The organism is Paludibaculum fermentans (assembly GCF_015277775.1).
Taxonomy (GTDB): Bacteria; Acidobacteriota; Terriglobia; order Bryobacterales; family Bryobacteraceae; genus Paludibaculum; species Paludibaculum fermentans.
This window is the reverse complement of the sequence record NZ_CP063849.1, coordinates 269159-294397: the sequence shown is the minus strand read 5'-3', so window position 1 is coordinate 294397 and position 25239 is coordinate 269159. Positions and strand designations below refer to the sequence as shown.

The window sequence follows — 25239 nt, the reverse complement described above, 5'->3', positions numbered from 1 at the left end:
GAGCCCGGGCCGGCGCGGCTGCCGGTCCGGGCCTAGTCTTCGTCGTCCTGGCCGATAGTGCGGCGCAGGCTCTCGACCTTGGTGATGCGCGGTGGCAACAGGATCTTGCGGTAGTCCTGCCAGTTGCTGATGACCAGGAAGATGGTGAACAGCACTGAACCGACGGTCACGAGGGTGACCAGAATGATCGCCAGGATGTGGACCCAGCCGCCGCCGGGCGGATTGAAGAAGATCCGCTCGAACTCCTGGCCGAAGTTCATGCCGAAGTAGCCGGTGACCATCGCGCCGCCGCCCAGGATCATACTGAGCATGGCCAGGCGGTTGATGGATTCGGTATTGCGCAACTGGTAGATGCGGTCGAGCGAGTAGTTGAGCTTCTCGATCTCCTGCTCCACTTCCGACTTCATCGGCCCCAGGCGGAAGGCGTCGCACTGCATCTGGAAGTGCTCGATCTCTTCATCCTTGTTCGCCAGCTCGCTGAAGTGCCAGTAGTTGGAGAAGAGCTGGAACTCCGCCATGAGCTTGGCGACGTTGCGCGTATCCTCGTCGGTCACCTTCGTGCTGCCGAAGCGGCGCCCCAGCGCCCTGGAGACGAGGGCGGTGCGTTCGCTGAAGTCCAGCAGGGTGGCGCGGTAGAAGAGGGCCACAATGGCCGTCAGGTAGTAGCGCGACATGAACATGCGGTGCACCAGGAAGCCTTCCTTCAACTGGTGTTCATCGCAATCGAAGCGGCCCAGGACCATCGTCACGTTGGAGTAACTGGTGAAGCCGTAAAGCGTGCCCTGGTGCGCCCAGCGGCGGTAGACCTGTTTCCGAAGCGCCTCGCGGGTGAAGTCGGCGTCGTAGCGGTACTCGTCGCCCCAGCGGTCGACGAAGAGCAGCCGCGACATCAGGATTTCGTAGTCCTCACTCATGTGGAACTCCGGCGGAACGGAGTTGCCATCTACCGAAAGATAAGAGTAAACGATCATCCGCTCATCAAGCAGCGGCTCGAATTCCTGTTTGGAGTAGTTGAGGAAGTAGAGGAGTTCGGTTATGGTGCGGGAAAGCGGGGGCAGGTAACCCTTCATCACGCATCGGGCGAACGTCTCTTCGACGATCACCTGGGTTTCGCCTCCGCCTTCCAGCTTCAGGGTGAGGCGCGAGGGCGTCCGGCCTTCCCGCAGCTGGCGGCCGCTGGAGGGGTAGACCTTGCGCATCATCTCGTTGATCCAGAGTGCGTCGGCAACGGGCAGATGGGTGGCTTCGACGCCGAGAGTGAGGATCCCGATACCGTTGGAGAACATGAACAGGCGGAGGTCCGAGACACGCAGGGAGGCACTGCGGCCGCGCGCGTCTTCCGCTTCAAAGACAAGCTGGCGGCCCGTTTCGCCCAGGTGCAGCAGCGGGATGGTGTAGCAGTGCACCATGTTCTCGGTCTCACCGCACTCCGCGCTGAAGCTGTCACCGGTATCGAAGAAGACGCGCCGTACAAAGGGATGGAAGAAGACCATGTCCTGGTAGGCGAACGAGTCCATATCGAACCGTTTGAACGCGTCGCGCTGCCATTTGCCCAGGCGGCCAGGCACGGGACTGCCGGCGGACTGGCCGTGGTCGGCAATCCAGTCGTCGAGCCCTTCGACCCAATAGTCGTGGCGGGCCCAGACACGTTGGTGATCCTGCATGACCGCTTCCTTGTCCACCGAAAACGGGAACACGAAGTAGGTATGAAGATGCAGAGCCTGCGCTTCCATCAAGTGAGATGATAGCAAGCGGAACCATGCAACTTTCGGACAAGTTGGCGGTGATTACGGGCGCGTCCAGCGGCCTGGGCGAGGTGTTCGCCCGCAAGCTGGCGCAAAGGGGCTACAGTCTGTTGCTGGTGGCGCGCCGGGCAAGCAGGCTGGAGGAGACCCGGCAAAGCATCCAGGCGTCCACAAAGGTGGCGATTGAGTGCTTTCCCTGCGACCTGGCGTCGACCGCCGACACGGAGCGGCTGGCGCTCCACCTGGAGCAACGGCCGGTGGAACTTCTGGTGAACAATGCTGGCTTCGGCACCATGGGCCGCTTCGTTGAGACCGATTACTCGCGCCAGGTGGATATGGTGCATGTCCATGTGCTCGCCACGATGCGGCTGACCAAGGCCGTGCTGCCCGGCATGATGCAGCGCGGGCACGGGGGTATCATCAACGTCGCCTCAGTTGCCGGCTTCTGGCGGAGCGCCGGCAACGTGAGCTACTGCGCCACCAAGGGCTGGATGAACGATTTCACGGAAGGCGTGCGCCTGGAACTGGACGTGGCGGGCTCGGCCGTAAAGATCCAGGCCCTGTGTCCAGGCTTCACCTACACGGAGTTCCACGACACGGCAGGCATCAACCGGGCCGCGATTCCGAAGCTGCTGTGGATGCCCGCCGACTACGTCGTGGAGGAGTCGCTGAAGGGCCTGGAGTCCGGCAAGCTGTTCGTCATCCCGAACTGGAAATACCGGCTCGGCGCAGCCTTCGGTGAACTGCTGCCGTGGCCCTGGCGCCTCAAGCTGGAGCGCGCCAGCCCGCACAAACGCGACGTGCCGCGCTGAGGTTTGACCTGATATCCACGCTGTGACATGATTCCTCCTTAACCTCGTTAGGCTTGTGGGAGGCGTGATGTACTGTTCCAACTGCGGCACCAACGTGCCGGATGGTCAACCCTTTTGCACGAACTGCGGCCGCCCGATGGGCGGCGGCCACCAACAGCCGCAGGGGGCGCCACCGCCGCCTCCCTCTCCTTTTGGAGGCGGATTCAATTCGCCAACTGTGCCCATCACGGGCCCGGCCGGCATGGAGTGTGCGCCCTGGGCCACGCGCGTCATCGGCTACATCATCGACAGCCTCATGGTGATGGTTGTTGTGTTTGCACTATACGCAGTCGCCGGCATTATTTTCGGAGCGAGCTTCGGATTGGGACGCATGGTCGGCTCGGATGGGATCTCCGGACTTGGCGGACTCGGCTGCTGCTGCACGTTGAGCATCTTCCCCGTCTCGTTCCTGATCGTCGGCGTGTATAACCGGGTGATCCTCGTCAGCCAGCGCGGCTACTCGATCGGCCAGGGCGTGGTGAAAATCAAAGTCGTGGATTCCAACGGGCAACTGCTGTCGCAACAGACGGCGGGCATCCGGCTTCTGGCCCAGGTGGGCCTGGGTTTCATCCCGCTGTTGGGCCTCATCGACCTGCTGTGGCCGTTGTGGGATCCGGCCAAGCAGACGCTGCACGATAAGGCAGTCGGCAGCTTCGTGGTGATGAATCAGTAATGACCAAGTCTGCGCCCATGGCCACCCGCTGGCGGATGGCTCCCCTGGTGACAGGTGTAGTACTGCTGCTGCATCTGGCGGTGCTGCGCCTGTTCTGCCGCGCGGGCGCCGACTGGGTCACCGTGTTTGGCAGGGATCCGGGATTGGCCTGCGCTTTCCGCGCGCATACCGGGCATCCCTGTCCGGGCTGCGGTCTGACTCGGGCGGTAATCCTGTCGGTGTGCGGCCAGTGGGCGCAGGCGTTTTCTCTGAATCCGCTGGGGCCATGGCTGGTGCTGGGGATGCTGTTGTTCGGACTGTCGCTGGTCTGGCTGGGACTCACGCCCAATGGGCGCGGCCAGGTGGAACGGGTATTGCGCGTGGGCGGCGCTGCCTATGCGGCGGTGGCATGCGTGTTTTGGATCGGCGGCTGGCTCTGGCGGCTCGCCTGAGCATCTGTACTATTTCGCTTCTGGCTGGCGAACCCCGTCATTGAGCCGGGCGGGATTCGCGTAGTAGGACGAATCCACGCTGCGCAGCGCGTCCGAACTGCCGCCCTGGCCGTTCGTAATGAGAGCGACAACTTGCCCCGGGCTCATCTCACGATAATCGGCGGGCAAGGCAAAGAGCCAATCCGGATACGTTCCGGCCTGGACCTCTTCCGTCTTCAGCAGCAGCGCAAGCTGCCACGGCTCGTCGGGCGTCTTGCGAATTTCTCCGGTCGATTGCAGCACCAGGCAACCCAGTTCCGGCGCGGCCCAGTCGGTCCAGCGTACGCGCGGCCCCCGCAGTTCCTGCAGCATGAGTACGCGTTGGCCCTGGATGCGCGTTTCTCCCGCCAGCTTGCCGGAAGCCGGTAGTCCATTGGACTTGAGCATGCAGTTCGATTCCGGCGTAGCGAAGGGCGAAATGCCGCGGGCCACGCGGTCGAACGTCGAGCGCGCCTTCACCTGATCGCTGACGATGATCACGGTGCCGGTTCCACTGAGGAGTTCCCTGCTCTCCTTCGAGGTCGTATGCGCCAGCCAGCCGTCGCCGCGCCGGGCCCAGAAGCTGGTGCGCGATTCACCGGCGCGCTGCTCGATGATCTTGGCATAGTAGGCGCCAGGTTCGCGCCGCACGGCGGCGCCGGGATCGGCGGTGTAGATCATCGCCGTGGCGATCGCGGCCAGACTCACTACGGCCAGAATTGCTCTCATGAATACGGAACCAACTGCTTCCTAAAGAATGGAGTTTTCAGTCCCATTCTACCCCGCGGGTTCCTATTCCTCCCGCAAAGCGGTCATCGGATCGATGCGGGCGGCGCGGCGCGCGGGCACGTAGGCGGCGAGCGCAGTGACGGTACAAAGCAGAATCGCTGCACTGCTGAGAACGAGTGGATCGCCGGGTTTCAGGCCGTACAGAAGCGTCCCCACCAGTTTCCCAGCTCCGAGTGAGATGAGTGTCCCTGCCAGCAGGCCCGCGAGCAGAAGGGCGCCGACATCGCGCAGCACCAGCCAGACGACGGACCCGCGCTGCGCGCCCAGGGCGATCCGGATCCCGATCTCGCCGCGCCGCCGGGCGACGGAGTAGGCCGTGACGCCGTATAGGCCCACCACGGCCAACAGGAGCGCCAGGGCTCCGAAGATCGAAGAGAGCACGGCGACCAGCCGCGGCTGCAGCAGCGAGTCGTTCACGCGGGCCTCGAAACTGCTGAACTCCAGCGCGGCGTCACGCTGCACGCCCAGGATCGCGGCCCGCACCGCGGGCACGAGGGTCTCTATCGAACTGCCGGAGCGAATGGCCAGTCGAATGGAGGTGCCCGGTTCGGGATCCTGCCACAGAGCCAGATAGCCAATGCGGCGCGGAGCCTCGTCCATGCGGTTGTACTTTGTGTCCTTGACGACGCCAACGACTTCGTAGCTGTCCTTCTCCGTGCGGCTGCCAGGCTTGTTCATGCGGATGGTGCGGCCCACGGCGTTGGTGGTCCCGAAGAACTGCCGGGCGGACGTTTCGTTGATGATCAACCCCAGCGGCGCGGTGAGGGTATCGCGTTCGTTGAACTCGCGGCCCGCCAGCAGCGCCGTTCCGAAGGTCCGGAAAAAGCCAGGCGAGACGCGGTTGAGAAAGAGCAGGCTATCGCGGCGGGACTTGGGGGTAAAGCCCTCCGGCTCGACCCCTTGCGCCCAACCCGAGCTGCCGATGGGCTGGAACAGGGAACTGGCCACCGATGCGACACCCGGCGTGGATTCCAGCCGTTGGAGCACCTCCTGGTAGAGCGCCGCGCGCCGCGCCTGCGGCACGGCTTCCTGCAGGTTGAGACCGACGAGGAGGACGTTGTTCCGGTCGAAGCCGGCGTCCACGTTGAGCAGATTGCGCAGCGACACGACAAACATCCCGGCGCCGGCCAACAGTACCAGGGAGAGGGCCACCTGGCCGGCCACCAGGGCTTTGCCCAGGGCCATGCGCTGCGTGCCGCGCAGTGTTCCGCGATCCTGCTCTTTCAGGGCCGTGTGGACACCCAGGCGCGTGCCGCGGATGGCAGGCGCCAGGCCGAAGATGACAGCGGTGAGGCCAGCCACGGCAATGGTGAACGCCAGCAGCCGCAGGTCGGGCGAGGTGTCGAGATCCACCACCCGGGCGGAGGTGGAGAGCATGCGGATCAGGGCTCGGCTGCCCCAAAGCGAGAACAGGAATCCCCCGCCAGCGCCCATCAGCGCCAGCAGCAGACTCTCCGTCATCAACTGCCGGATGATGCGCAGGCGGCTGGCGCCAATGGCGATGCGGACGGAGAGTTCCCGCTGGCGGGCCGCCGCCCGGGCCAGCAGAAGATTCGCGATATTGGCGCAGGCGATGAGGAGCACCAGGCCCACCGTGCCCATCAGGACATAAAGCGCGGTGCGGTATTGAGTCCGCGTGGCCGAAAAGCCCAGGCCGGCGGGCCGCAGTTCAAAGGCGGCCTTGCGATACTCGGCCTGGTCGCGGGCGCTCTGCTCCGGCGGCGTGGTGGCCTTCAGGATGTCCGGCGTGATCGCCTGCAGGCGCTCGTCTGCTTCCTTGAGAGTACGGCCGGCGGGCACGCGGCCGATAATGCGCAGCCACCAGTGATGGATTTCATCCTCTGTAGTGGCGCCGGCTCGAAAGACAGGCTGGCAGCCGATGGGGATGGCGACGTCGTAGGACTGCTCCAGGTCGAGCCCGGTGAACCACGGCGGAGTGACCCCGACAATCACGAAAGGCTTGCGGTTGAGTTGAATCGTCTGTCCGACCACCTGTTGGCCCTCGGCAAAGTGCGACCGGGCGAAACGGTAGCTGACGACGGCGACCGGCCCTTGTGTCCCGCCACCCCAGCGATCGTCATCGGTCGTGAAGGCCCGGCCCTGCATGGCCGGCACGCCGAGGACGCGGAAGAAGTCTCCGCTGACCCAGAGGCCCTGGGCGAAGCGGCCATCCGAGGGGGTGCCGAGCGACAGGCGCTCCGAGGCGTAGGCGAGCGTGCCGGAGAACGATTGCTGGTGGTCGCGGAGCTGCTCCCACAGCGGGGTGTTCAGTTCGTCGTCACCACCGCCACCCATTTTGAGCTGGACCAATGCCTGCGGGTCCTCCACCGGCAGCGTCCGCAGCATCATCGCATTGATGATGCTGAAGATGGCCGTGTTCGCACCAATGCCCAGGGCAAGCGAAAGCACGGCGGTAATGGTGAAGCCTGGATTCGAGGCCAACGCCCGCAGGCCGTAGCGCAGGTCCTGCTGCAGGCGGTCAAGGAAGATCCAACTCCAGGCTTCGCGGCTATCCTCGCCGATCCTGGCCTCGTTGCCGAACTTCCTGCGCGCGGCCAGACGAGCCTCGGATGCCGCCACTCCATCGCCTTGGAGCTCCTGCGCCCGCAGATCCTGGTGCAGCCGCATCTCTTCGGCCAGGTCCTGGTCGAAGCGCGAACGCTGGAATCGAAAACGAAGACGGCGCAGCAGTTCAAGCACCCAGTTCATGCGGGGGTCCCTCTCAGGTGGCGGTTTGGCCTCGGAAGTCGGCTTCCATAGTTAGACTATGGCAGCACGGACGGCCAGTCAATGGGCCGGGCCCCAGCAGCGGTCACATGTTACACCAGCACCGGCCTGACAAAGGAAAACGCGGCGCCGGATCGAGGGGATCCAACGCCGCGTTCCGGTTTTGACGGGAGCTACTTCGCGAGTTGCCGCAGCACGTAGGGCAGGATGCCACCACTCCGGAAGTAGTCCACTTCCCGCGGCGTATCGATGCGCACCTTCGCCTGGAAGGTCTTGCCATCGGCCTTGACGGTCGCGATCTTGGAGCCGGATTCGATCGACTCGGAGACGCCTTCCACTGAGAACGTCTCGAAACCGGTGAGGCCCAGGGATTGCCGGGTATCGCCGTTCAGGAACTCCAGCGGGAGGACGCCCATGCCGACCAGGTTCGAGCGGTGGATGCGCTCGAAGCTCTCGGCGATCACGGCCTTGACGCCCAGCAGCGCCACACCCTTGGCGGCCCAGTCGCGCGAGGATCCGGAGCCATACTCCTTGCCCGCGACGATCATCAGCGGCGTGCCCGCGGCCAGGTACTGCGCGCTGGCATCGAAGATCGACACCTTGTCGCCGCCCTGCTGGAGGGTGGTGTAGCCGCCCTCGACACCGGGTACCAACTCATTCTTCAGCCGGATGTTGGCAAGCGTGCCGCGCACCATCACGTCGTCGTTGCCGCGGCGCGAGCCGTAGCTGTTGAAGTCCACCTGCTTGACGCCGCGCTCCATAAGGAAACGGGCCGCCGGGCTGTCCTTCGCGATGTTGCCGGCCGGGGAGATGTGGTCGGTGGTGATGGAGTCGGCCAGCATGGCGAGAACCCGCAGTCCTGCCAGATCCTCCAGCGGCGCCGACGGGTCGCGCATCGACTCAAAATACGGCGGATGCTTCACATAAGTGGAAGCCGGATCCCAGGCGAACGTCGCGCCTTCGGGCGTCTTCACCGATTGCCACATCGTGTCGCCTTCGAAGACCTTGCCGTACTGCGCTTCGAACATTTCAGGCTTCACGCTGGCGTTCACCGCGTCGAGCACTTCCTGCGTGGTGGGCCAGATGTCGGCGAGGTAGACGGGCTGGCCGTCCTTGCCGGTGCCCAGGGGATCGGTCGTCAGGTCGATGTCGACCCGGCCGGCCAGGGCGTAGGCAACCACCAGCGGCGGCGAAGCGAGGTAGTTCGCGCGCACCTGCGGATTCACGCGGCCTTCAAAGTTGCGGTTGCCGGAAAGGACGCTGGCCACCACCAGTTTGTGATCGGCCACTTCCTTCGCCACAGCATCCGGCAGCGGGCCGGAGTTGCCGATGCAGGTCGTGCAGCCGTAGCCCACCAGGTGGAACTTCAGGGCTTCGAGGTAAGGCATCAGGCCGGCTTCCTTGAGGTAGTCGGTGACCACCTTGGAGCCGGGCGCCAGCGACGTCTTGACCCAGGGCTTCACTTCCAGCCCCTTCTCGACAGCCTTCTTGGCGACAAGACCCGCGCCAAGCATCACCGAAGGGTTCGAAGTATTGGTACAGCTGGTAATGGCCGCGATGACCACCGCGCCGTCGCTGACAACAGGGTTCTCGCGCTTGGGCTCAGTCAGCGTGGCCAGGAAGTTGTCCTTCACCTGGGGTAGTGTCAACCGATCCTGCGGGCGCTTGGGGCCAGCCATGGACGGCACAACACTGGCGAGGTCGAGCTCCAGGGTGTCGGTGAACACCGGATCCGGCGAATTCGCCGTGAGGAACATGCCCTGCTCGGTGTAGTAGGCCTCCACCAGCTCAATGAGGTCCTTGGGCCGGTTCGACATGCGCAGGTAAGCGAGCGTCTGCGCGTCCACCGGGAAGACGCCGATGGTGGCGCCATACTCGGGGCCCATGTTGGCGATCGTGGCACGGTCGGCCAACGGCAGGTCGAGCACGCCGGGTCCATAGAATTCGACGAACTTGCCCACGACGCCCTTCTTGCGCAGCATCTGGACCACGGTGAGCACCAGGTCGGTCGCGGTGACGCCTTCGCGCAGTTTGCCGTGGAGCTTGAAGCCCACCACCTGGGGCAGCAGCATCGACACCGGCTGGCCCAGCATGCAGGCCTCGGCTTCAATCCCGCCGACGCCCCAGCCGACGACTCCGAGACCGTTGATCATCGTCGTGTGCGAGTCAGTGCCGACCACAGTGTCGGGATACGCGAACGTCGCACCGTTCTCCGACTTCGTAAACACAACCGGAGCAAGGTATTCCAGGTTCACCTGGTGCACAATTCCGGTGCCGGGCGGCACGGCGCGGAAGTTCGAGAAGGCCTTCTGGGCCCAGCGGAGCAGCGAATAGCGCTCGGAGTTGCGCTGGTATTCCAGTAGCACGTTCTGGTCGAACGCCTTCGCGTTGCCGAATTCATCGACCTGCACGGAATGGTCAATGACGAGGTCCACGGGAATCAACGGGTTCGCCTTTTGCGGATCAGCACCCATCTTCGCCAGCGCGTCACGCATGGCGGCCAGGTCGACCACGCAGGGAACGCCGGTGAAGTCCTGCAAAATGACCCGCGCCGGCATGAACTGGATCTCTTCGGCACGGCCGGCCGGATCCCACTTGGCGACGTACTCGATGTCACTCTTCCTCACCACCACGCCGTCTTCCTGGCGCAGCAGGTTCTCAAGCAGGACTTTGATGCTGTAAGGGATCCGTTTCAGGTCGTAGCCGGCGGCGCCCAGGGCCGCAAGCCGATGAATCTGATAGTCGCGGCCGCCCACACGAAGGGCCGCAGCGCTGCCGAAGGAATTCACGCTGTTCATGGATATCTCCAGTTTACCTGCCCGGAGCGCCTTTTGGAGGTGCAGCGGCGCTCCGGACGCAGGTTAAGAGGCGGGAGCGGACAAACAATTAGGAACGGCGGCGGCGATAGAGAGCCAAAGCAACCAGGCCGACCAGGGCCAGGGTGAAGCTGGCCGGTTCCGGTGTGGGAATATCCGCGGCGCCCGGAGCATCCAGAATGGCCAGCGACCAGCCATACCAGTCCCCCTGGGAGGTCAGCGACATCCGGTTCTCACCGGAGCGGACCTGCACCGGCAACCGGAACAGGCTGCTGTGTGGCCCCAGATTTCCATCAATGGGCCCGCCAACCTGGGCGGCGTTGAAGTAGATCCCTTCGCCGGTCGACTCCGGATCGTCGGCGTTCGTCATCAGCCAAAGCGTACCCGCACCGTCATACGGGCTATTCACGTGCAAGTTCATCTCAGGAGTCCCCGCGGTCGCCCCGTAGTTGTTAGGCGCCGAGACCTCCTTCGAAAAATCCATCAGCGTGATCGTCCGGTCAGGGTGGCCGGGTGTCGAATAGACAACAGCCAACCCAACGGAATAGATCTGCGAGCCTCCGCTGAGGTCAAAATCGTAACTGCCGTTTCCATTGATTGCATCGGTGACATCCCAACGGTAGCTGCTGAACTGACCGTCGGTACTGGCCGGGGCTGCGCCGCCCACGTCCTTGGACCCAAAACTTGCCTGCAGGGGCGCGGTGGAGAACCAATCGCTGGTATAGAGGTAAGCGGCCTTGATGGTCGCGCCAGTGGGGATGCCTGTGACCTTGAGGGCACCCTTGGCATCCGAGACACCAGGAAAAGCTTCAGCCGACACCATGGCCGAGACCGCCCCGGTGTACACCTGATAAAGGGGCGCACTGAAGGCAGGCAGGCACACGAGCATTACCCAGATTGCACACAGACGGACGAGTGGCATTTCCTCCTCCAAGGAACTATGGAGGTAGTTTGTCACTCTTCCAGCCGGATGTCCATCGCGGATCAGGCTATCCAACTGGTTTTTGGCCGTTTGGATGGATTCAAAAACTCAAAACCAGGTGCCAAATGTAAAGATATGCTAAGGAATCAACGTCTTCCCACACTCTGCGGCAGAGTTCGGCATCGCCGCTGATGGGCGGAAGTTCGGCGAGTTTGGCCGCCCACGGGAGGCAGGCTCCGGCGGGGATCCGTCCTTGCGGCCACACCGGCGCGGGCAGGCGATCCTCCGGTGGACCCGGCGGTGTGCCGCTACAGGCGATCTGGGAGTACCGGCCGTACTCTCTGGTGAACTCGGTCATTGCCTGTACATTTTCCACCGTGGCGTCGTTCTGCATAATCGCACTGGCGTCCATGATGAACCCGCCTTCACCCGCGCAGGTGTCGATCAGCGTCCGGCAATGCTCCTTCACTTTCTGCGGCGTGCCGAACGCCAGCAGGCTGTTCGGAACCCCGCCGCTCAGGCAAAAGCGGCGGCCCAGTTTCTCATGCGCCAACCGGAAGTCGCTGCGATCCAGGTGGAAAATGATGCTGCCCGCCGGCAGTTCGGCGAACGCCTCCAGGTGAGCATCCCATTTCCCCTCCGCGTAGAACAACGTCTGGTTCCCGCGCGCCCAGATCGCCTCGACAATCGGCTTGAGCGTGGGCCAGTAGATCGAATGGAAGTGCTCGCGCGAGATGAAGGGCACACAGCCTCGATGCATCCAGATCGGGATTGGAGCCAGGCGCGCCGGATCCAGGCTGCCCAGGGCGATCTGGGCGAGATGCGGCATCAGCGCCCGGCAAGCCGCCTCCACTTTCTCCGGCACCTCCATCAGGTCGAACGCCAACCCCAGGTACCCGCGGAACTTGTCCGCCAGCACATCCAGCGGCGCCTTCAACATGCCGCAGATCGCTGAGGGCGTCCCTGTCTCCGTGCGCATCCTCTCCACCTGCGGCCCAAACGCGTTGAAGTAGTTCGCCATCGCCCAGGTGCTCTTCACCAGTGCCAGGCTCTGCCGGTACGGCCCCAGCGCGAAGTCGGCGGAGACCCGCGGCAGCCATGTCCGGTAGAGGAACCCCACCGGATCGTCGATCAGTTCGTCGTACTCCTCGCGCAGCATCCACGCGTTGTCCTGCTCCGGCTCCCTGTACTGGAAGGCAATGTCAGGTCCCACGTCGATGCCGGGGGTCGCGTAGTAGCGCAGATTCGCCGCTTGCGTCAGGCCGGTCCAGACATAGACCATGTTCGGCACCGCCGCGTCCCAGTCAAAACCCGCACAGGTGCGGATGACGGCCTCGAAGGCCTGGTTGAAGTCGTGGGTGACCTGCTGGTCGGTGAATCCGGAGTAGGTCGCCGTGAACTCCGCCGCAAACGGGCGCAGCGGCACCCGGTCGGGCTTCCCATTCCGCATCGCGGTGACATAGCGGTGCAGCCGTTGCGCATACAGTTCCGACAGGTCATTGGACATACTGGCAACAAATTATCAGATTTTGAGGTCTTCTAACCTGCTAATCTGGCGCACCCTGCCACGTTGCCGACGACCCGGAAAAACGAAAGGCCGGCGCCCCTCCGTCGGGAGGAGCACCGGCCATGCTTCACCTGGACCCGGCAGGAGTGCGGCCTAGAACCTGACCCTCAACGCCAGTTGGACAATTCGAGGATCCAGCGTGCTACTCACCATCCCGAACTGCGAGCTCGCGATGTTCGTGCTCGGGGTGCCGAATTGCGTGTGGTTGAAGACATTGAACGCCTCCAGCCGGAACTCGGTGATCACCCGCTCGCGCCACACCGGGAACTCTTTCGCCAGGGCCAGGTCCAGATTGGTGGCGCCCAGTCCGCGGAAGGCGTTGCGCCCCAGCGTGCCGTAGGTCCGCTGTGCCGGATTGTTCACCGGATCCCAGTTGCTCGCCGTGTAGCGGGCGGAAGAGAACGCGGTGGTGTCGAAATAGAACGACCCGGAGCGTCCCGCGATCGTCTGGGTTGCGTGCGGATCGTAGGTAGCCACGCCGGCCTTCACCAGGTCAGCCCGCACCAGGTTGCTGTCGCCGACTCCGGACGGCCCGGGCCGCGTACGGCTGCGAGTCAGCGGCGACCGCACGTCGAGGGGGAAGCCCGTCCGCCAGCTGAACAAGGGCAGCAGGCGCCAACCGCCCACAATGGCCTTTGGCATGTTCAGTTTGGCAATCGGCAGTTCCCAACTACCGCTCACCTTGATGTTGTGCGTCAGGTCAAAGTCCGATACCGCCACGAACTGGTTGCGGTTGTAGTAAGGAACGCGGCTCGACGATTCCCGGAAGCCGGTGACATTGTCGATGCTCTTCTGCCATGTGTAGCTGAACTGAAGGAAGTCGATATGCCCCAGGTACCTTACATCGCGGGCTCGCGAGTTCAGGCCAAGCTGCATCGAGTTGTAATGAGCGTTGCCGATATTGTCGAACTGGTCCAGGTAGCTGAAGGCATAGGAAGGCACCCCGGCCTGCGCATTGAACATGCGGTTGTTCGTCCCGAGGATGAACGGGTTGTTGTCGTAGAGCCCGGTCAGCTTGCGGCTCTGGCTGCCCACATACGCCACATCCAGCACCAGGTCGTGCGCAACCTCCCGCTGGACGCTCAGGTTGTACTGCATCACATAAGGCGTCCGCAGGTTCGGATTCACGAAGTACACACCGCCTCCGCCAAACGGCAGGAAGCCGGCGGCATCGAAATCCAGGGTCTTGGCCGGTGTCTTGGATGGGAACGGATTCGGCTGGCCGGCGGTACCAAAGGGATCGCTCAAATAGGTGGCGGGTCCTGTCGGATTACCGCTCATCGGATCGAAGATCAGATCGGCGAAGCCGAAGAACGGAGCCTGCCCGTTGAACTGCAGGTTGTCCTCTGCTTTCAGAACATCGAAGAACACACCAAACCCGCCGCGGATGCTAGTCTTGCCGCTCTTGCCCGGCGAATACGCAAAGCCAAAGCGCGGCGCGAAATCGTTCCGGTCAGGGAAATTGGCTCCGTCGGGCGCGCCAGGATCGCCGGGGAACAACAGACCCTTCGGCGCATTCGTGAAAACGGTCGACTGCTTGCCCAGGGCCAGCGCGAAGCTCCGCCCCCGGGTATCCCGCTTCGGCTGGGAGTACTCATACCGCCCGCCCAGCGTCAGCGTCAGATTCGACTTCACTCGCCACTCATCCTGGAAGAATCCCGAATAGTGCTTCGACCGGATATTGGACGGCGCCGAAGGGAACTGTAGTAGCTCGTCCGGCAACCCCATCAGGAAGTCGGCAAAGTCGTTGCCCGACCCCACGCTCGTGTCTGAGCCGTAGAAGTACAGCGCGCCGTTGACGTAGAAGTCGTAAACCGTGTTGTTCTGGTAGGCGCTGGTGTAGAAGCCGCCTTTGAATGTGTGGCGGCCCTTGATCCACGTAACGGTGTCCTGCAGGATATAGGTGTTGTCCACCAGCCGCGTGGGCCCCTGGGGGCTAAACCCGGCGCTCATACCGGTGTTGAAGCTCAGAATGGGCGGCCCCGTCGATTCGTCCGGCGTGATTCCGACACCCAGCTCTTTGGCCGTTGGAAGTTTGGTGGCCGGAAATGCCTGCTTGCCGTCATTGCGTTGCGCACTGAACCGCAGATCGTTGATCAGCGATCCGGAGAACGTCCGGACATAGTCGATGCTGGCGAATTTGCGCGTCCGGTCGCTGTTCACTGGATATCCCGGCACGTTCACGCCGGAGAACGGAAGCAGGCTCGGCGCCTTGTTGATGCCCAACGTGACGGATAAACGGTCCTTGGAGTCAGGTACCCAATCGATCTTGGGAGTGTATTCGTTGTAATCCGCCTTCTGTCCGCCTTGCGGCAGTAATTGACCCGAGGCCGAGGTCGGCAGCAGCCCGGCTTTGATGTACTTCTGCGATACCGGATCAATGCGCGTCGGGTCGATGATGCCTTGCGACCGCAAGGCTGGATTCGGCTGGAAATAGGGAAACTGCCCCAGGAAGCTGACCACCGCTGAGTCCGGCCCATTGCGCGCGGCATTGGACTTCGAAAAATCCCCAGTCAGTTCCGCCGGCGTGAAGACCTGTACACTGCTGATCGCCTGCTGCTGTGTCTGCTTCTGCCCTTGATAAGAGAAGAAGAAGTACAGTTTCTCCTTGATCGCGGGGCCCCCCAATGTGGCGCCATACTGATTGCGCTTCAAAACCGGCCGCGGCACGCCCGCCGCATTATTGAAGTAGAGATTCGAATTCAGCGCATCGTTGCGCAAATAGTCGTACGCGCTGCCGTGGAACTGATTGGAGCCCGATTTGGTCACCACGCTGACGATGCCGCCCGCATTGCGGCCATACTCCGCCGCATAGTTGCTGGTGAGAATCCTGAACTCGGCGATCGCATCAGGGTTGGGATTCAGCACCACCCCGTTGTCCAACAGGTTGTTGTTCGTCCCGCCGTCCAGAATGAAGGTGACGGAATCGCGCCGCCCGCCCGAGATATTGAAACCCAGCGAGCCGGCCGAACCGGGCGACGAGGGCGTCACCCCAGGCTGCAGCAACGCCAGGTCCAACACATTCCGGCCGTTCAAAGGCATAGCCGTAATCTGCGAACCCGTTACCGTCTGCGACAACGTCGAGTTCACCGTTTCCACGCCTGACGCCGTCGCCTCCACCTGCACCGTCTCCGTCGTCTGTCCAACCTCCAGCTTCAGGTCGAACCGCAACGACTGATTGATGGAGAGCGGTTGCGTCTCCGTCACGGTCTTGCGGAACCCCGGCTTCTCGGCCGTAACAGTGTAGGACCCAACCGGCAGCAGAACCACCTGATAAACACCATCCGGCCCCGTAACCGTTGATTTGGCCACACCAGTGTTTGAATTTGTAACAGTGATCTTTACCTCTGGAACGACAGCGCCGCTCTCGTCTGTTACGACACCCACGACACGACCCGTGGCATCCTGCCCAAACGCAGCAAATCCACAGGCGGCAATCAGTGCCAGTACGAGAAACTGGCCCCGGACGAGCCCGGAAAACGATGGTTGCATTGAATCTCCCTGCTTAGCGATTCAGTCTCTGCCCATCGCTTCGGCACATACACGTCCCCAAGCACTTGTGCGAATCGATCCGGCCTGGGTAACCCCTGCTCAACGATGGACAATCAGCGTGTTACAAAGTTTACGGTCGAGATTCAATAAGTGTCAATCTAAATAGCTAATCGAGTCGATTCACGTTGCTTTGGCCCTCTTGCCGCAAGCTAAGAACTTTATTTTCAATCCTTTGAACGCCACATCCTCGCGGGTGGCTATCCAAAGATCAACAGAATCAGCAGGGCATGTCGGGCCGAAGCCGCACGACGCTACGGCCTGGAACAAGTCGAATATGGTGGCTTGCTTGGGATGCGGAGGGACTTGGCAGGCAGGCGCGCACTGAGAATGCGAGGTCAATAACAAATGGCCCCGGAACATACCCGGGGCCATTGAGAGAGGAGAGTGAGGAGAATCAAACGAAGTTCAAACAGCCAGTCCGTGGACCCCTACGGTCCGAAATTCATATTGCTGGATCTCGACGGCCGCCATGCCTTTTTCGCATCGTACGATCCGGCCGCGCGCCACCAGTTTCAGGGCGCACTTGTTGTCCAATTGGGCAGGCCAACTGATAGCCATCTCCAGTCGCTTCCCTGGAATCAGCGCCTTCTCTGTCTGAAAGAGCACGCCGCCGCTACTTAAGTTAACGGTGGTTCCCGCACCGGCCTCATCACCAAGCCTCTTGCTGATGAGTTTGAATCTTAGCTCGCGTTCAATGGGAAAGCGGTCCGACGCCCTGCGATCCGTCTTGCCCCTCTTACCGGGGATGATTGGTTCTGATCCGATAAAGTTCATGGCTAAAGCCCACACTGCATAGTTGCTCGAACCGCTACCTAAGTTCAATGGGGTGTTGGTTTTAATTGAGGGGGGTACGCCGGTACCATCACTCCATGTGACAGTCGGGTATCATCTTCCGTATGCGTTCCCTCATTCTTTGTGTACTAGCCCTCTCCGGGTCCCTGGTCCTTTCGGGCGCCGACAAGGTCGCCGTAGTACCGGATGGCGCCTCGGCCTCGGGCCCGTTCTCCCCCGGAATCCGCGCCGGCGACACCCTCTACTGCTCCGGTCAGGTGGGCCGCACCAAGGACGGCAAAATCCCTGAAAACTTTGAAGATGAAGTAAAAGCGGCCCTCGACGCAGCCAACGAAATCCTCAAAAAAGGCGGCTACACCATAGAAGACGTTGTCTCCGCCCAGGTCTACCTCACCGACATGGAACTCTTTTCACGTATGAACGCGGTCTACACGAAGTACTTCCCTGAGCCGCGTCCAGCCCGTACTACAGTTGGGGTAGCCAAGTTGGTTGGTACCGCCAAAATCGAGATCACCCTCACGGCTTGGAAGCGTCCGGCTCGCTAGAACGCTGTTCAGCGACCCATTTTCTGATCTCTTCTAAGCGATCCTTAATGCGAGCCTCGGTTCCGCGGGCCGAAGGTTCATAGAATTTAATGCCTTCCATGCCGTCCGGCAGGCAGTCCATCCCGGTCAGTCCGGCTGCGTTGGCGTGCGCGTGCTCATACCCCTTCGAATAGCCCCACTCTTTCATGGCCCGGGTCGGCGCGTTGCGCAAGTGCATCGGTACCGGAAATGCGGCATTGTTCCGCACAAACTCGCGGGCCGCGTTCAAGGCCCGGTATCCGGCATCGGATTTGGGCGCAACGGCCAGATAGACCGCGGCCTGGGCCAACGCCTGGTCTCCTTCCGGAACACCCAGGAAATGAACGGTTTGCATGCAGGCGATGGCCTGCTCCGCCGCGCGCGGATCCGCCAGCCCCACATCCTCCACCGCCATCCGCACCAGGCGCCGCGCCAGGTACATCCGATCCTCGCCCGCCTCCAGCATACGCGCCAGCCAGTACAACGCCGCATCTGGATCCGACGACCGCACACTCTTGTGGAGCGCCGATACGAGGTTGAAGTGCTCTTCCCCGCCCTTGTCGTAGAGCAGCATCTTGCGCTCCACGGCATCCTCCACCGCCTGCCGTTCCAGCTTGCCGCTCTCACTCGCCGCCGCCGCAATTTCCAGGATGTTGTAGGCCGTCCGGGCATCGCCGCCGGCATACGCCCCGATCTGCTCCAGCAGGTCGTCTTCCGCCTCAATGCCCACCACCGGCAGCGCCCGCCGCAGTAGTAGTACTAACTCCTCTAAAGTCAAAGCGCGCAGTGCGTACACTTTTGACCGCGACAACAGCGCCGAGATGACCTCAAACGAGGGGTTTTCCGTCGTCGCGCCGATGAGGATGATGTCGCCGCGCTCCACATACGGCAGGAACGCGTCCTGCTGCGCCTTGTTGAACCGGTGGATCTCATCGACGAACAGTACCGTGCGCAGCCCCTGCCGCCGGTTCCGCTCCGCCTCCACCATGACGCCCTTGATCTCTTTGATTCCGCTCAGCACGGCGCTGAACGGGATGAACGCGCACTTCGTTTGCCGCGCAACCAGGCTCGCCAGCGTCGTCTTCCCGACGCCCGGCGGGCCCCACAGGATAATCGACGTCAGCCGGTCCTTCTCGATCTGCACGCGCAGCGGCTTGCCCGGACCCAGGATGTGCTCCTGGCCGACATAGCCGTCCAGGGTCTCCGGCCGCATCCGCTCCGCCAAGGGCCGCGGCGCGTTGTCCTGCAGGCCCGGAGCCGCGTCAAACAGGCTCACTTTACCGTCCTTTGGCGCCAGGCCTCATACAACAGGATCCCCGCCGCCATCGCCGCATTCAGGCTTTCTACGCCCGTAGTAGGAATGTGCAGGCTCAACCCCGCCCCTTCCATCTCTTTGCTCACACCGCGCCCTTCACTTCCAATGACCAGCGCGCAGCGCCCATCCAGCGCCGCATCCTTCAGGCTGAGCGACGCGCGCGGCACCGCCACAAACACCTCCATCTTGTGCTGGGCCACGGCTTTCCGGGCCAGGTCGGGCGCCACGCCCTCCAGGAACGGCACCCGGAACAACGATCCCGCGCTCGCGCGCAATGTCTTCGCATTCCAGGGACTTACGGTCCCCTTCAGCAACAGCAACCCCGTCGCGCCAAAGGCCTCCGCGGCCCGCACAATCGCCCCGGCGTTGCCCGGATCCTGAACACCATCCAAAATGACCACCAGGGAATGGCCCCGCAGGACATGTTCCATCGTCCACTGCGGGGGACGCACCAGCGCCAATACACCCTGGGCCGTCTCCGTCGCCGAAACCTCCTGGAAGACCGCGTCCGGCACCGTGATCAGGCGCACCCCATGCAGCTTGCCCACATGCCGTTCCACCACGCCGCGCACGCTGTCCGAGGCCACCACCACCGGCGTCTCCAACCCCGATCGCAGCGCCTCTTCCAACAGGTGGAAAGTCTCGGCAACACACAGCCCATCAGCGGTTAGCGTACCCCGGGACAGCGCCCGGCGGACCTCCTTCAGCAGAGGATTGCGCGCACTGGTGATAACTTCTGCACGGGACATAACGCTAGAATCAATATCGTACGATGAGGCGGCTCATTGCCATTGCAATTCTGGTCATCGGTCTGCCCTTGGCGACGTATCTCGTCATTCTGGCCAAGGAGATCGAGGGGCAGTCCGTCATCGACGACTCCCAGAAGGCGGACATCATCGTCGTCCTCGGCGCGGCGGAATACAACGGCCGTCCGTCTCCCGTCCTGAAGGCCCGCCTCGATCACGCCTTCGACCTCTACCAGAAGGGCCAGTCCAACCTGATCCTGACCACCGGCGGAGCCGGAGGCGACCAGCAGTTCACTGAAGGCCAGGTGGGCCGCGATTACCTGGTGCGGCGCGGCATCGCTGCCGAGGCGATCGTCGTGGAAGGCGAAGGCGACTCCACCGTACGCAGCCTGTTGGCGGTGAGCGAGATCATGCGCCGCATGAACCTCGTCTCGGCCATCGTCGTCAGCGACGGCTATCACATCTTTCGGGCCAAACGGATCCTGCAGCACGAAGGCATGAAGGTCTACGGCTCACCCCGTCCTTACCGTCCGCAGGGCACGTGGAAAGAGCAGTGGCTCTATGTCCGTCAGGCGGTGGGCTACCTGCTCTGGCGCATGGGCATCAATATCTAGGTCCGGCCTACTGCCCTTCCCCCCAGATCCACTTGGTGAACCAGGCCAGGTTATCTTCCATCACGTGACGCTGCTGCTTGGGCTTGTTGATCCCGTGCCCAAAGCCCTTGTACACCACCAGGCGGGCTTCCACGCCCTGATCCTTCAGCCCCTGGTACAACTCATACGCGTTCGGTAGCGGTACGCGCTGGTCGTTGCCCCCATGCTGGATCAGGGTGGGCGTCCGCGCTTGCTTGATGTTCGTAATCGGCGAGGTCTTGCGGTAGATCTCCGGATCCTCCCAGGGTGTGGCTTTCAAATACTGGCGCGTAAAGGGATGAATGTCCGTGTTGACGTAATACGTCATCCAGTCGCTGATGCCGGCGCCCACGCTGATGGCCTTGAACCGGTCGCTGCCCGTAGTGAGAAAGGCGCTGATGTAGCCGCCCTGGCTCCAGCCCATGCAGCCTACCCGCTCAGGATCCACCATGCCTTGGGCCACTAACGAATCCACTCCGCTCAACACGTCCCACGCGTCACCTACGCCCAGGTTGCGGACGTTGAGCGATCGAAACTCCTCGCCATAGCCGGCGGAACCGCGATAGTTGGGCCGCAGGATGATCGCTCCCTTCGCGGCGAACTGCTCCACCGGGTAGTAGCGGTCCGCCGCGCGGTAAGGCCGGTCGACGCCGGTCGGCCCGCCGTGGATTACCACGAGCAAGGGATACTGCTTGCCGGCTTGAAAATCGGCCGGCTTGATCAGCACCCCTTCAATCACCGTATCGTCCTTCGACTTCCAGGAGATCACCTCACTGGTCGCCAACCGGAACTCCTTATACTGGTCGCGGTAGCTGGTCAGCGCCTTGGGTTCGAAGGGCGCGACAGGCGATAGATAAACTTCCGTGAAATCGTCCAGGGCCGATCCGGTGAACGCCATCCAGCGCCGGTCTTTGCTGAACGAGGGCGTACCCGGCAGGAACCGGGCATCCCCAAACGCGGCCCGGTAGGTCCCCTGCTTGGGGTCGAGCAGGAAGACCGTGACAGCCGTCTTCTGCAACCCGCTGAACCAGATGCCATCGTCCGTCCAGTCGATGAGGGACGGCTCTTCGTCAAAATTGGAAGTCAGCAGCCGGATCGGACCACCCTCGGCGGATACCGCGGCCAGCCGCGAGTTCTTGAAGTAGTAGAACGGCTCTCCATTCGCGGTCTCGTAAGCGATCCACTTCCCATCGGGCGACCAGTGCGGATTGCTGTCCGGACCCGGAGCATCCACCAGCTTCTTCAACCCCTTGTCCTTCACATTCAATACATAAATGTCCGCGGTGTCCCCATGACTCAGGTCAACGTCCTTTGGGGCGCTGAAGGCGATGCGAGTGGAATCGGGCGACCACGAGAACTCGTTGACCGTGAAGCCATCCCCGGAGGTCAACGCCTCCGCTTTGGCTTTGCCGCCCACTTCGGCTGGCAACTCGGCCACGTAAAGGTGGGTGTAGGTATAATCGCCGCCCACCACCTCGTACTCTCCATACTTCTCTTTCCGGTCCTTGAGTGTCTTGGACTCCGCGCCAGAGGAAGTGAACGCGATCTTCTTCCCATCGGGCGACCACTCATACGCCTGGACCTCGGCCTCGCCTGAGGTCAACTGCCAGGCTTCCCCGCCCTGCGGCGCAATCAGCCAGATGTGCTTCTTGCCATCCCTGTTGGCGACGAACGAAATCCACTTCCCGTCGGGCGACCATTGCGGCGCCGAGGCCCCTTTGGCGTTCTGAGTCAACTGCAGAGGGGCGCCGCCGGCCGCCTTCGCCAGCCAGACCTGGGTCCGGAACTCGTTGTCCTCCCAGTTCGCAAAGCCCGCGGTGTAGACCACCATCTGGCCGTCCGGAGAGATGCGCACCGAACCCGGGGCGGAGAAATTCAACGACTGCTCGATCGAAGGGACCTTGGGTAAATCGGCCGCTTGCGCAAGCGCACCAATCACCAGGAAAGCGAAAGCAGCAGGACGGGAGAAGCGGAGGGCAAAACGCGCCATTCGCCTATTCTGCGCGCTTCCCCCGGCCAGGCACAACCTCGCCTTTGTGGTGTGAAACACAACAGCAGGTGAATGTTACAATTGAGAGGTTTGACTCGTGTTCCCGATTCCCGCCGTGACCGGTGCGCCAAGCTGCTTCACCTGCTGGATCAGCAGAAAGCGGCAGCCGCCGTCATCACTCATCTCCCGAATGTCCGCTACCTTAGCGGCTTTACGGGCAGCAACGCCATCTTATTGATTTCAGGCCGCGGAGCGACCCTCTACACAGACCCCCGCTACGACATCCAGGCGCGCCAGCAGGCCCACTGCGCCGTCCGCATCGTGCGTGGGCCGCTGTGGCCCGAGGTCGCCGCGGAGATCAAAAAGCGCAACTTGACCAGCATCGCGCTGGAGTCCGACAAGGTCTCTCACGCCGACTGGCTGGAAGTCGCAAAAATCATCGGCAAAGGCGTGAAACTACGGCCCGTCAAGGGCGTGGTGGAGTCGCTGCGGGCCATCAAATCAGCGGCCGAAATCGACACCATCCGGCGCTCCGTGCAGGTCAACTCGAAGGCCCTGGCGCAGACCCTCAAAAAGGTGAAGCCCGGCATGACGGAGTTGGAGGTCGCCGCCGAACTCGACTACCGCATGCGGCGCCTGGGCGCGGAAGGCCCGGCGTTCGAGACGATCGTCGCCTGCGGAGCCCGTTCCGCTTTGCCGCACGCCCAGCCGACCACCGAACAGCTCAAAAACGATCAGGTACTATTGATAGACATGGGTGCAAGCCTGGAAGGCTACGCGAGCGATATGACTCGGGTGGTCCACTTGGGCGAACCGGGCGCCCGCATCCGCGGCTTGTATGAGGCCGTGCTGGAGGCGCAGTTGCAGGCAATCGCCGCCGTCAAGCCGGGCGCATCGTGCGCCGAGGTGGATGCGGCGGCCCGCGATGCGTTGAAGAAGCGGAAGCTGGATCGATATTTTACGCACTCCACCGGCCACGGCCTGGGTCTCGAAATTCACGAGAATCCAAGGATCGGCGCCAAGGTGGAGACGGTCCTTCAGCCTGGCATGGTGATCACCATCGAGCCCGGCGTTTATGTGCAGGACTTCGGAGGCGTACGGATTGAAGATACCGTCCTGGTGACGGAGACCGGCGTTGACGTGCTCACGCCGACGACAAAGGAATTTGTGGTACTCGCATCATGACCATTGAAGAGATTCGTGAACTGATCCATACGGTTTGCTCCACGGGAGTTGCGGAACTGGAAGTACAGCGCGGCGAGAACCGCGTCTGGATCAAGCGCACAGCGGGTGTCGTCACGCAGGAAATCCATGTGCCGCAGCAGACGCAGCAGGCACCTCCGGCGCCCGTGCACTCCACCACTCCTCTCTCTCAGGTGACCGTGGCCGCGCCCTTGGCCCAAGCCGCGCCTGGCGAGCCCGATCTCACTGACCCCACCCTGGAACCCATCAAATCGCCCATCGTCGGCACATTCTATGCCGCCGGCGCACCCGGGGCCGATAACTTCGTCAAGGTCGGCGACTCCATCAAACCCGGCAAGGTGCTCTGCATCATCGAGTCGATGAAGTTGATGAACGAGATTGAATCAGAAGTTTCCGGCACGATCGTCAAGCGTTTGGTCGAGAATGGCCAACCGGTAGAGTACGGCGAAGTTCTGTTTCTGGTGAAACCCAACTAACGGGAACCACCCCTCATGATCCAGAAAGTCCTGATCGCCAACCGCGGAGAGATCGCCTTGCGCGTGATCTGCGCCTGCAAGGACATGGGCATCAAGACGGTGGCCGTGTACTCCGAGGCCGACCGCTACTCGCTCCACGTCCGCTTTGCTGACGAAGCCGTCTGCATTGGTCCAGCCAAGAGCGCGCTCAGCTACCTGAACATCCCGTCCGTCATCAGCGCAGCCGAAATCACGAACGTTGACGCCATCCACCCCGGTTACGGATTCCTGAGCGAGAACTCCGACTTCGCCGAGGTCTGCAAGGCATCGGGCCTGAAGTTCATCGGCCCCGAACCGGACGTCACCCGCTCAATGGGCCTGAAGCAGATCGCCCGCGAGAAGATGAAGGCTCATGGCGTCCCGATTCTGCCGGGCTCGGAAGGCGTCATCGAAAGCCCCGAACATGCTCTGGCCATTGCCGCCGAGATCGGTTATCCCGTCATTCTCAAGGCCTCGGCCGGAGGCGGCGGGCGCGGCATGCGCATCGTCCGCACGCCCGAGGAACTGCCCGGCCTGCTGGCCCAGGCGCAGCATGAGGCACAGGGCGCCTTCTCGAATGGCGACATGTATTGCGAGAAGTTCATCGAGAAGCCGCGCCACATCGAGTTTCAGGTCATCGCCGATGAACACGGCAACGTGGAAGTGCTGGGCGAGCGCGAGTGCTCCATCCAGCGCCGCCACCAGAAGCTGATCGAGGAGGCGCCCTCCTCGGCGGTCTCTCCTGCCCTTCGCAAAAAGACGGCGGCGGCCCTGAAGAAGGCGCTTTCCGCCATCGGCTACACCAACGCCGGTACAGTCGAGTTTTTGATGGACGAGACCGGCAGTCTGTACTTCATCGAGGTGAACGCCCGAATCCAGGTGGAGCACCCGGTGACCGAGCTCGTCACGGGCATCGACCTCGTGAAGGCCCAGATCCGCGTAGCCCAGGGCGAGAAGCTCTCCGACATCCTGGGCGGCCCGATCGAGATTAGAGGCCATGCCCTCGAATGCCGGATCAACGCCGAGCATCCGGTCACGTTCACGCCGTCACCTGGCCGCATCCAGGCGCTAAACCTGCCGGGCGGCATCGGCGTCCGCGTGGATACCGCCGCCTATAACGACGGGGTCATCCCGCCGTATTACGACTCGCTGGTGGCCAAGCTCATCACACACGGCCGCGACCGGGCCGAATCGGTCGCCCGCATGCAGCGGGCCCTCGACATGTTCGTAATCGAGGGCATTCACACTTCGATCTCGCTCCACCAGGAGATCCTGGCCGATCCCGAGTTCCAAAGCGCTTCCATCGACACGCACTTCATCACGCGGTTCCTGGAACGGCGCAAAGCCGCCGCGGCCGCTCGGTAGGAGTCCGCCCCAGACCGGGAGGAGGGTGTCATTCGACGATTCCTGCAA

19 protein-coding genes and 1 pseudogene are annotated in these 25239 nt (G+C 62.6%); 9 read left to right on the top strand and 11 right to left on the bottom strand.

Going from position 1 to position 25239, the window contains the following annotated elements:
• Positions 1-32 precede the first annotated feature (32 nt).
• Positions 33-1733, bottom strand: coding sequence for a magnesium transporter CorA family protein (locus IRI77_RS01105; RefSeq protein WP_194450251.1), 1701 nt, complete (start codon positions 1731-1733; stop codon positions 33-35).
• Positions 1734-1759: 26 nt separating this feature from the next.
• Between IRI77_RS01105 and IRI77_RS01100 the strand changes: the two genes are divergently transcribed.
• From IRI77_RS01100 to IRI77_RS01090, 4 genes and pseudogenes are all read left to right on the top strand, one after another.
• A complete protein-coding gene (locus tag IRI77_RS01100; RefSeq protein WP_194450250.1) occupies positions 1760-2557 on the top strand; it encodes an SDR family NAD(P)-dependent oxidoreductase in 798 nt (265 codons plus the stop codon).
• 67 nt (positions 2558-2624) lie between these two features.
• Positions 2625-2687 (top strand): annotated as a pseudogene (locus IRI77_RS38525) (zinc-ribbon domain-containing protein); the annotation flags it as partial.
• Positions 2688-2774: 87 nt separating this feature from the next.
• On the top strand, positions 2775-3269 hold the full coding sequence (locus tag IRI77_RS01095) for an RDD family protein (protein ID WP_228486546.1): 495 nt from the start codon (positions 2775-2777) through the stop codon (positions 3267-3269).
• A complete protein-coding gene (locus IRI77_RS01090) occupies positions 3269-3700 on the top strand; it encodes a DUF2752 domain-containing protein (RefSeq protein ID WP_228486545.1) in 432 nt (143 codons plus the stop codon). The genes IRI77_RS01095 and IRI77_RS01090 overlap by 1 nt, the downstream gene beginning before the upstream one ends.
• A 9-nt stretch (positions 3701-3709) precedes the next feature.
• Here IRI77_RS01090 and IRI77_RS01085 read toward each other — a convergent pair whose 3' ends face one another.
• From IRI77_RS01085 to IRI77_RS01055, 7 genes are all read right to left on the bottom strand, one after another.
• Positions 3710-4447, bottom strand: coding sequence for a hypothetical protein (locus IRI77_RS01085; RefSeq protein ID WP_194450248.1), 738 nt, complete (start codon positions 4445-4447; stop codon positions 3710-3712).
• 63 nt (positions 4448-4510) lie between these two features.
• Entirely contained in the window at positions 4511-7216 is a 2706-nt protein-coding gene (locus IRI77_RS01080; RefSeq protein ID WP_194450247.1) for an ABC transporter permease, read from the bottom strand.
• 191 nt (positions 7217-7407) lie between these two features.
• The gene (acnA, locus tag IRI77_RS01075; protein WP_323745306.1) at positions 7408-10032 is read right to left on the bottom strand and encodes an aconitate hydratase AcnA; all 2625 of its coding nucleotides are present in this window, start codon (positions 10030-10032) and stop codon (positions 7408-7410) included.
• Between the two features lie 88 nt (positions 10033-10120).
• The gene (locus IRI77_RS01070) at positions 10121-10972 is read right to left on the bottom strand and encodes a PEP-CTERM sorting domain-containing protein (RefSeq protein WP_194450246.1); all 852 of its coding nucleotides are present in this window, start codon (positions 10970-10972) and stop codon (positions 10121-10123) included.
• 100 nt (positions 10973-11072) lie between these two features.
• Positions 11073-12479, bottom strand: a complete 1407-nt coding sequence (locus IRI77_RS01065; protein WP_194450245.1) for a uroporphyrinogen decarboxylase family protein — start codon at positions 12477-12479, stop codon at positions 11073-11075.
• A gap of 153 nt (positions 12480-12632) precedes the next feature.
• The gene (locus IRI77_RS01060; protein WP_194450244.1) at positions 12633-16031 is read right to left on the bottom strand and encodes a TonB-dependent receptor; all 3399 of its coding nucleotides are present in this window, start codon (positions 16029-16031) and stop codon (positions 12633-12635) included.
• A gap of 465 nt (positions 16032-16496) precedes the next feature.
• The gene (locus IRI77_RS01055; protein WP_194450243.1) at positions 16497-16865 is read right to left on the bottom strand and encodes a PilZ domain-containing protein; all 369 of its coding nucleotides are present in this window, start codon (positions 16863-16865) and stop codon (positions 16497-16499) included.
• A 122-nt stretch (positions 16866-16987) separates the two neighbouring features.
• Here IRI77_RS01055 and IRI77_RS01050 point away from each other — a divergent pair, with 122 nt between their 5' ends.
• Complete coding sequence (locus IRI77_RS01050; protein ID WP_194450242.1) at positions 16988-17428, top strand: RidA family protein; 441 nt, start codon at positions 16988-16990, stop codon at positions 17426-17428.
• Here IRI77_RS01050 and IRI77_RS01045 read toward each other — a convergent pair.
• Positions 17400-18722: a replication-associated recombination protein A gene (locus IRI77_RS01045; RefSeq protein WP_228486544.1), complete on the bottom strand. Its 1323-nt coding sequence runs from the start codon at positions 18720-18722 to the stop codon at positions 17400-17402. The genes IRI77_RS01050 and IRI77_RS01045 overlap by 29 nt on opposite strands.
• Positions 18719-19510 (bottom strand): TrmH family RNA methyltransferase, encoded by a 792-nt coding sequence (locus IRI77_RS01040; RefSeq protein WP_194450241.1) that lies wholly within the window; start codon positions 19508-19510, stop codon positions 18719-18721. Before IRI77_RS01040 ends, IRI77_RS01045 begins: the two co-directional genes overlap by 4 nt.
• A 23-nt stretch (positions 19511-19533) precedes the next feature.
• Here IRI77_RS01040 and IRI77_RS01035 point away from each other — a divergent pair, with 23 nt between their 5' ends.
• Positions 19534-20121, top strand: a complete 588-nt coding sequence (locus IRI77_RS01035; protein WP_194450240.1) for a YdcF family protein — start codon at positions 19534-19536, stop codon at positions 20119-20121.
• A gap of 7 nt (positions 20122-20128) precedes the next feature.
• Here the strand turns inward: IRI77_RS01035 and IRI77_RS01030 are convergent, their stop codons facing one another.
• A complete protein-coding gene (locus tag IRI77_RS01030) occupies positions 20129-22129 on the bottom strand; it encodes a S9 family peptidase (RefSeq protein WP_194450239.1) in 2001 nt (666 codons plus the stop codon).
• Between the two features lie 90 nt (positions 22130-22219).
• On the opposite strand from IRI77_RS01030, the gene IRI77_RS01025 reads away from it, so the two are divergent.
• The 3 genes from IRI77_RS01025 to accC are packed head-to-tail and all read left to right on the top strand — an operon-like array spanning position 22220 to position 25191.
• A complete protein-coding gene (locus IRI77_RS01025) occupies positions 22220-23314 on the top strand; it encodes a M24 family metallopeptidase (protein ID WP_194450238.1) in 1095 nt (364 codons plus the stop codon).
• Complete coding sequence (gene accB / locus IRI77_RS01020) at positions 23311-23808, top strand: acetyl-CoA carboxylase biotin carboxyl carrier protein (RefSeq protein ID WP_194450237.1); 498 nt, start codon at positions 23311-23313, stop codon at positions 23806-23808. The genes IRI77_RS01025 and accB overlap by 4 nt, the downstream gene beginning before the upstream one ends.
• A 15-nt stretch (positions 23809-23823) precedes the next feature.
• A complete protein-coding gene (accC, locus tag IRI77_RS01015; RefSeq protein WP_194450236.1) occupies positions 23824-25191 on the top strand; it encodes an acetyl-CoA carboxylase biotin carboxylase subunit in 1368 nt (455 codons plus the stop codon).
• Positions 25192-25239: the final 48 nt, after the last annotated feature.

Excerpts from the sequence above, each read along its gene's own strand:
- IRI77_RS01105 (WP_194450251.1), bottom strand. The coding sequence starts at position 1,733 with ATGGAAGCGCAGGCTCTGCATCTTCATACCTACTTCGTGTTCCCGTTT.
- IRI77_RS01100 (WP_194450250.1), top strand. The coding sequence starts at position 1,760 with ATGCAACTTTCGGACAAGTTGGCGGTGATTACGGGCGCGTCCAGCGGC.
- IRI77_RS01090 (WP_228486545.1), top strand. The coding sequence starts at position 3,269 with ATGACCAAGTCTGCGCCCATGGCCACCCGCTGGCGGATGGCTCCCCTG.
- IRI77_RS01085 (WP_194450248.1), bottom strand. The coding sequence starts at position 4,447 with ATGAGAGCAATTCTGGCCGTAGTGAGTCTGGCCGCGATCGCCACGGCG.
- IRI77_RS01080 (WP_194450247.1), bottom strand. The coding sequence starts at position 7,216 with ATGAACTGGGTGCTTGAACTGCTGCGCCGTCTTCGTTTTCGATTCCAG.
- acnA (WP_323745306.1), bottom strand. The coding sequence starts at position 10,032 with ATGAACAGCGTGAATTCCTTCGGCAGCGCTGCGGCCCTTCGTGTGGGC.
- IRI77_RS01070 (WP_194450246.1), bottom strand. The coding sequence starts at position 10,972 with ATGCCACTCGTCCGTCTGTGTGCAATCTGGGTAATGCTCGTGTGCCTG.
- IRI77_RS01065 (WP_194450245.1), bottom strand. The coding sequence starts at position 12,479 with ATGTCCAATGACCTGTCGGAACTGTATGCGCAACGGCTGCACCGCTAT.
- IRI77_RS01060 (WP_194450244.1), bottom strand. The coding sequence starts at position 16,031 with ATGCAACCATCGTTTTCCGGGCTCGTCCGGGGCCAGTTTCTCGTACTG.
- IRI77_RS01055 (WP_194450243.1), bottom strand. The coding sequence starts at position 16,865 with ATGAACTTTATCGGATCAGAACCAATCATCCCCGGTAAGAGGGGCAAG.
- IRI77_RS01050 (WP_194450242.1), top strand. The coding sequence starts at position 16,988 with ATGCGTTCCCTCATTCTTTGTGTACTAGCCCTCTCCGGGTCCCTGGTC.
- IRI77_RS01040 (WP_194450241.1), bottom strand. The coding sequence starts at position 19,510 with ATGTCCCGTGCAGAAGTTATCACCAGTGCGCGCAATCCTCTGCTGAAG.
- IRI77_RS01035 (WP_194450240.1), top strand. The coding sequence starts at position 19,534 with ATGAGGCGGCTCATTGCCATTGCAATTCTGGTCATCGGTCTGCCCTTG.
- IRI77_RS01030 (WP_194450239.1), bottom strand. The coding sequence starts at position 22,129 with ATGGCGCGTTTTGCCCTCCGCTTCTCCCGTCCTGCTGCTTTCGCTTTC.
- accB (WP_194450237.1), top strand. The coding sequence starts at position 23,311 with ATGACCATTGAAGAGATTCGTGAACTGATCCATACGGTTTGCTCCACG.
- accC (WP_194450236.1), top strand. The coding sequence starts at position 23,824 with ATGATCCAGAAAGTCCTGATCGCCAACCGCGGAGAGATCGCCTTGCGC.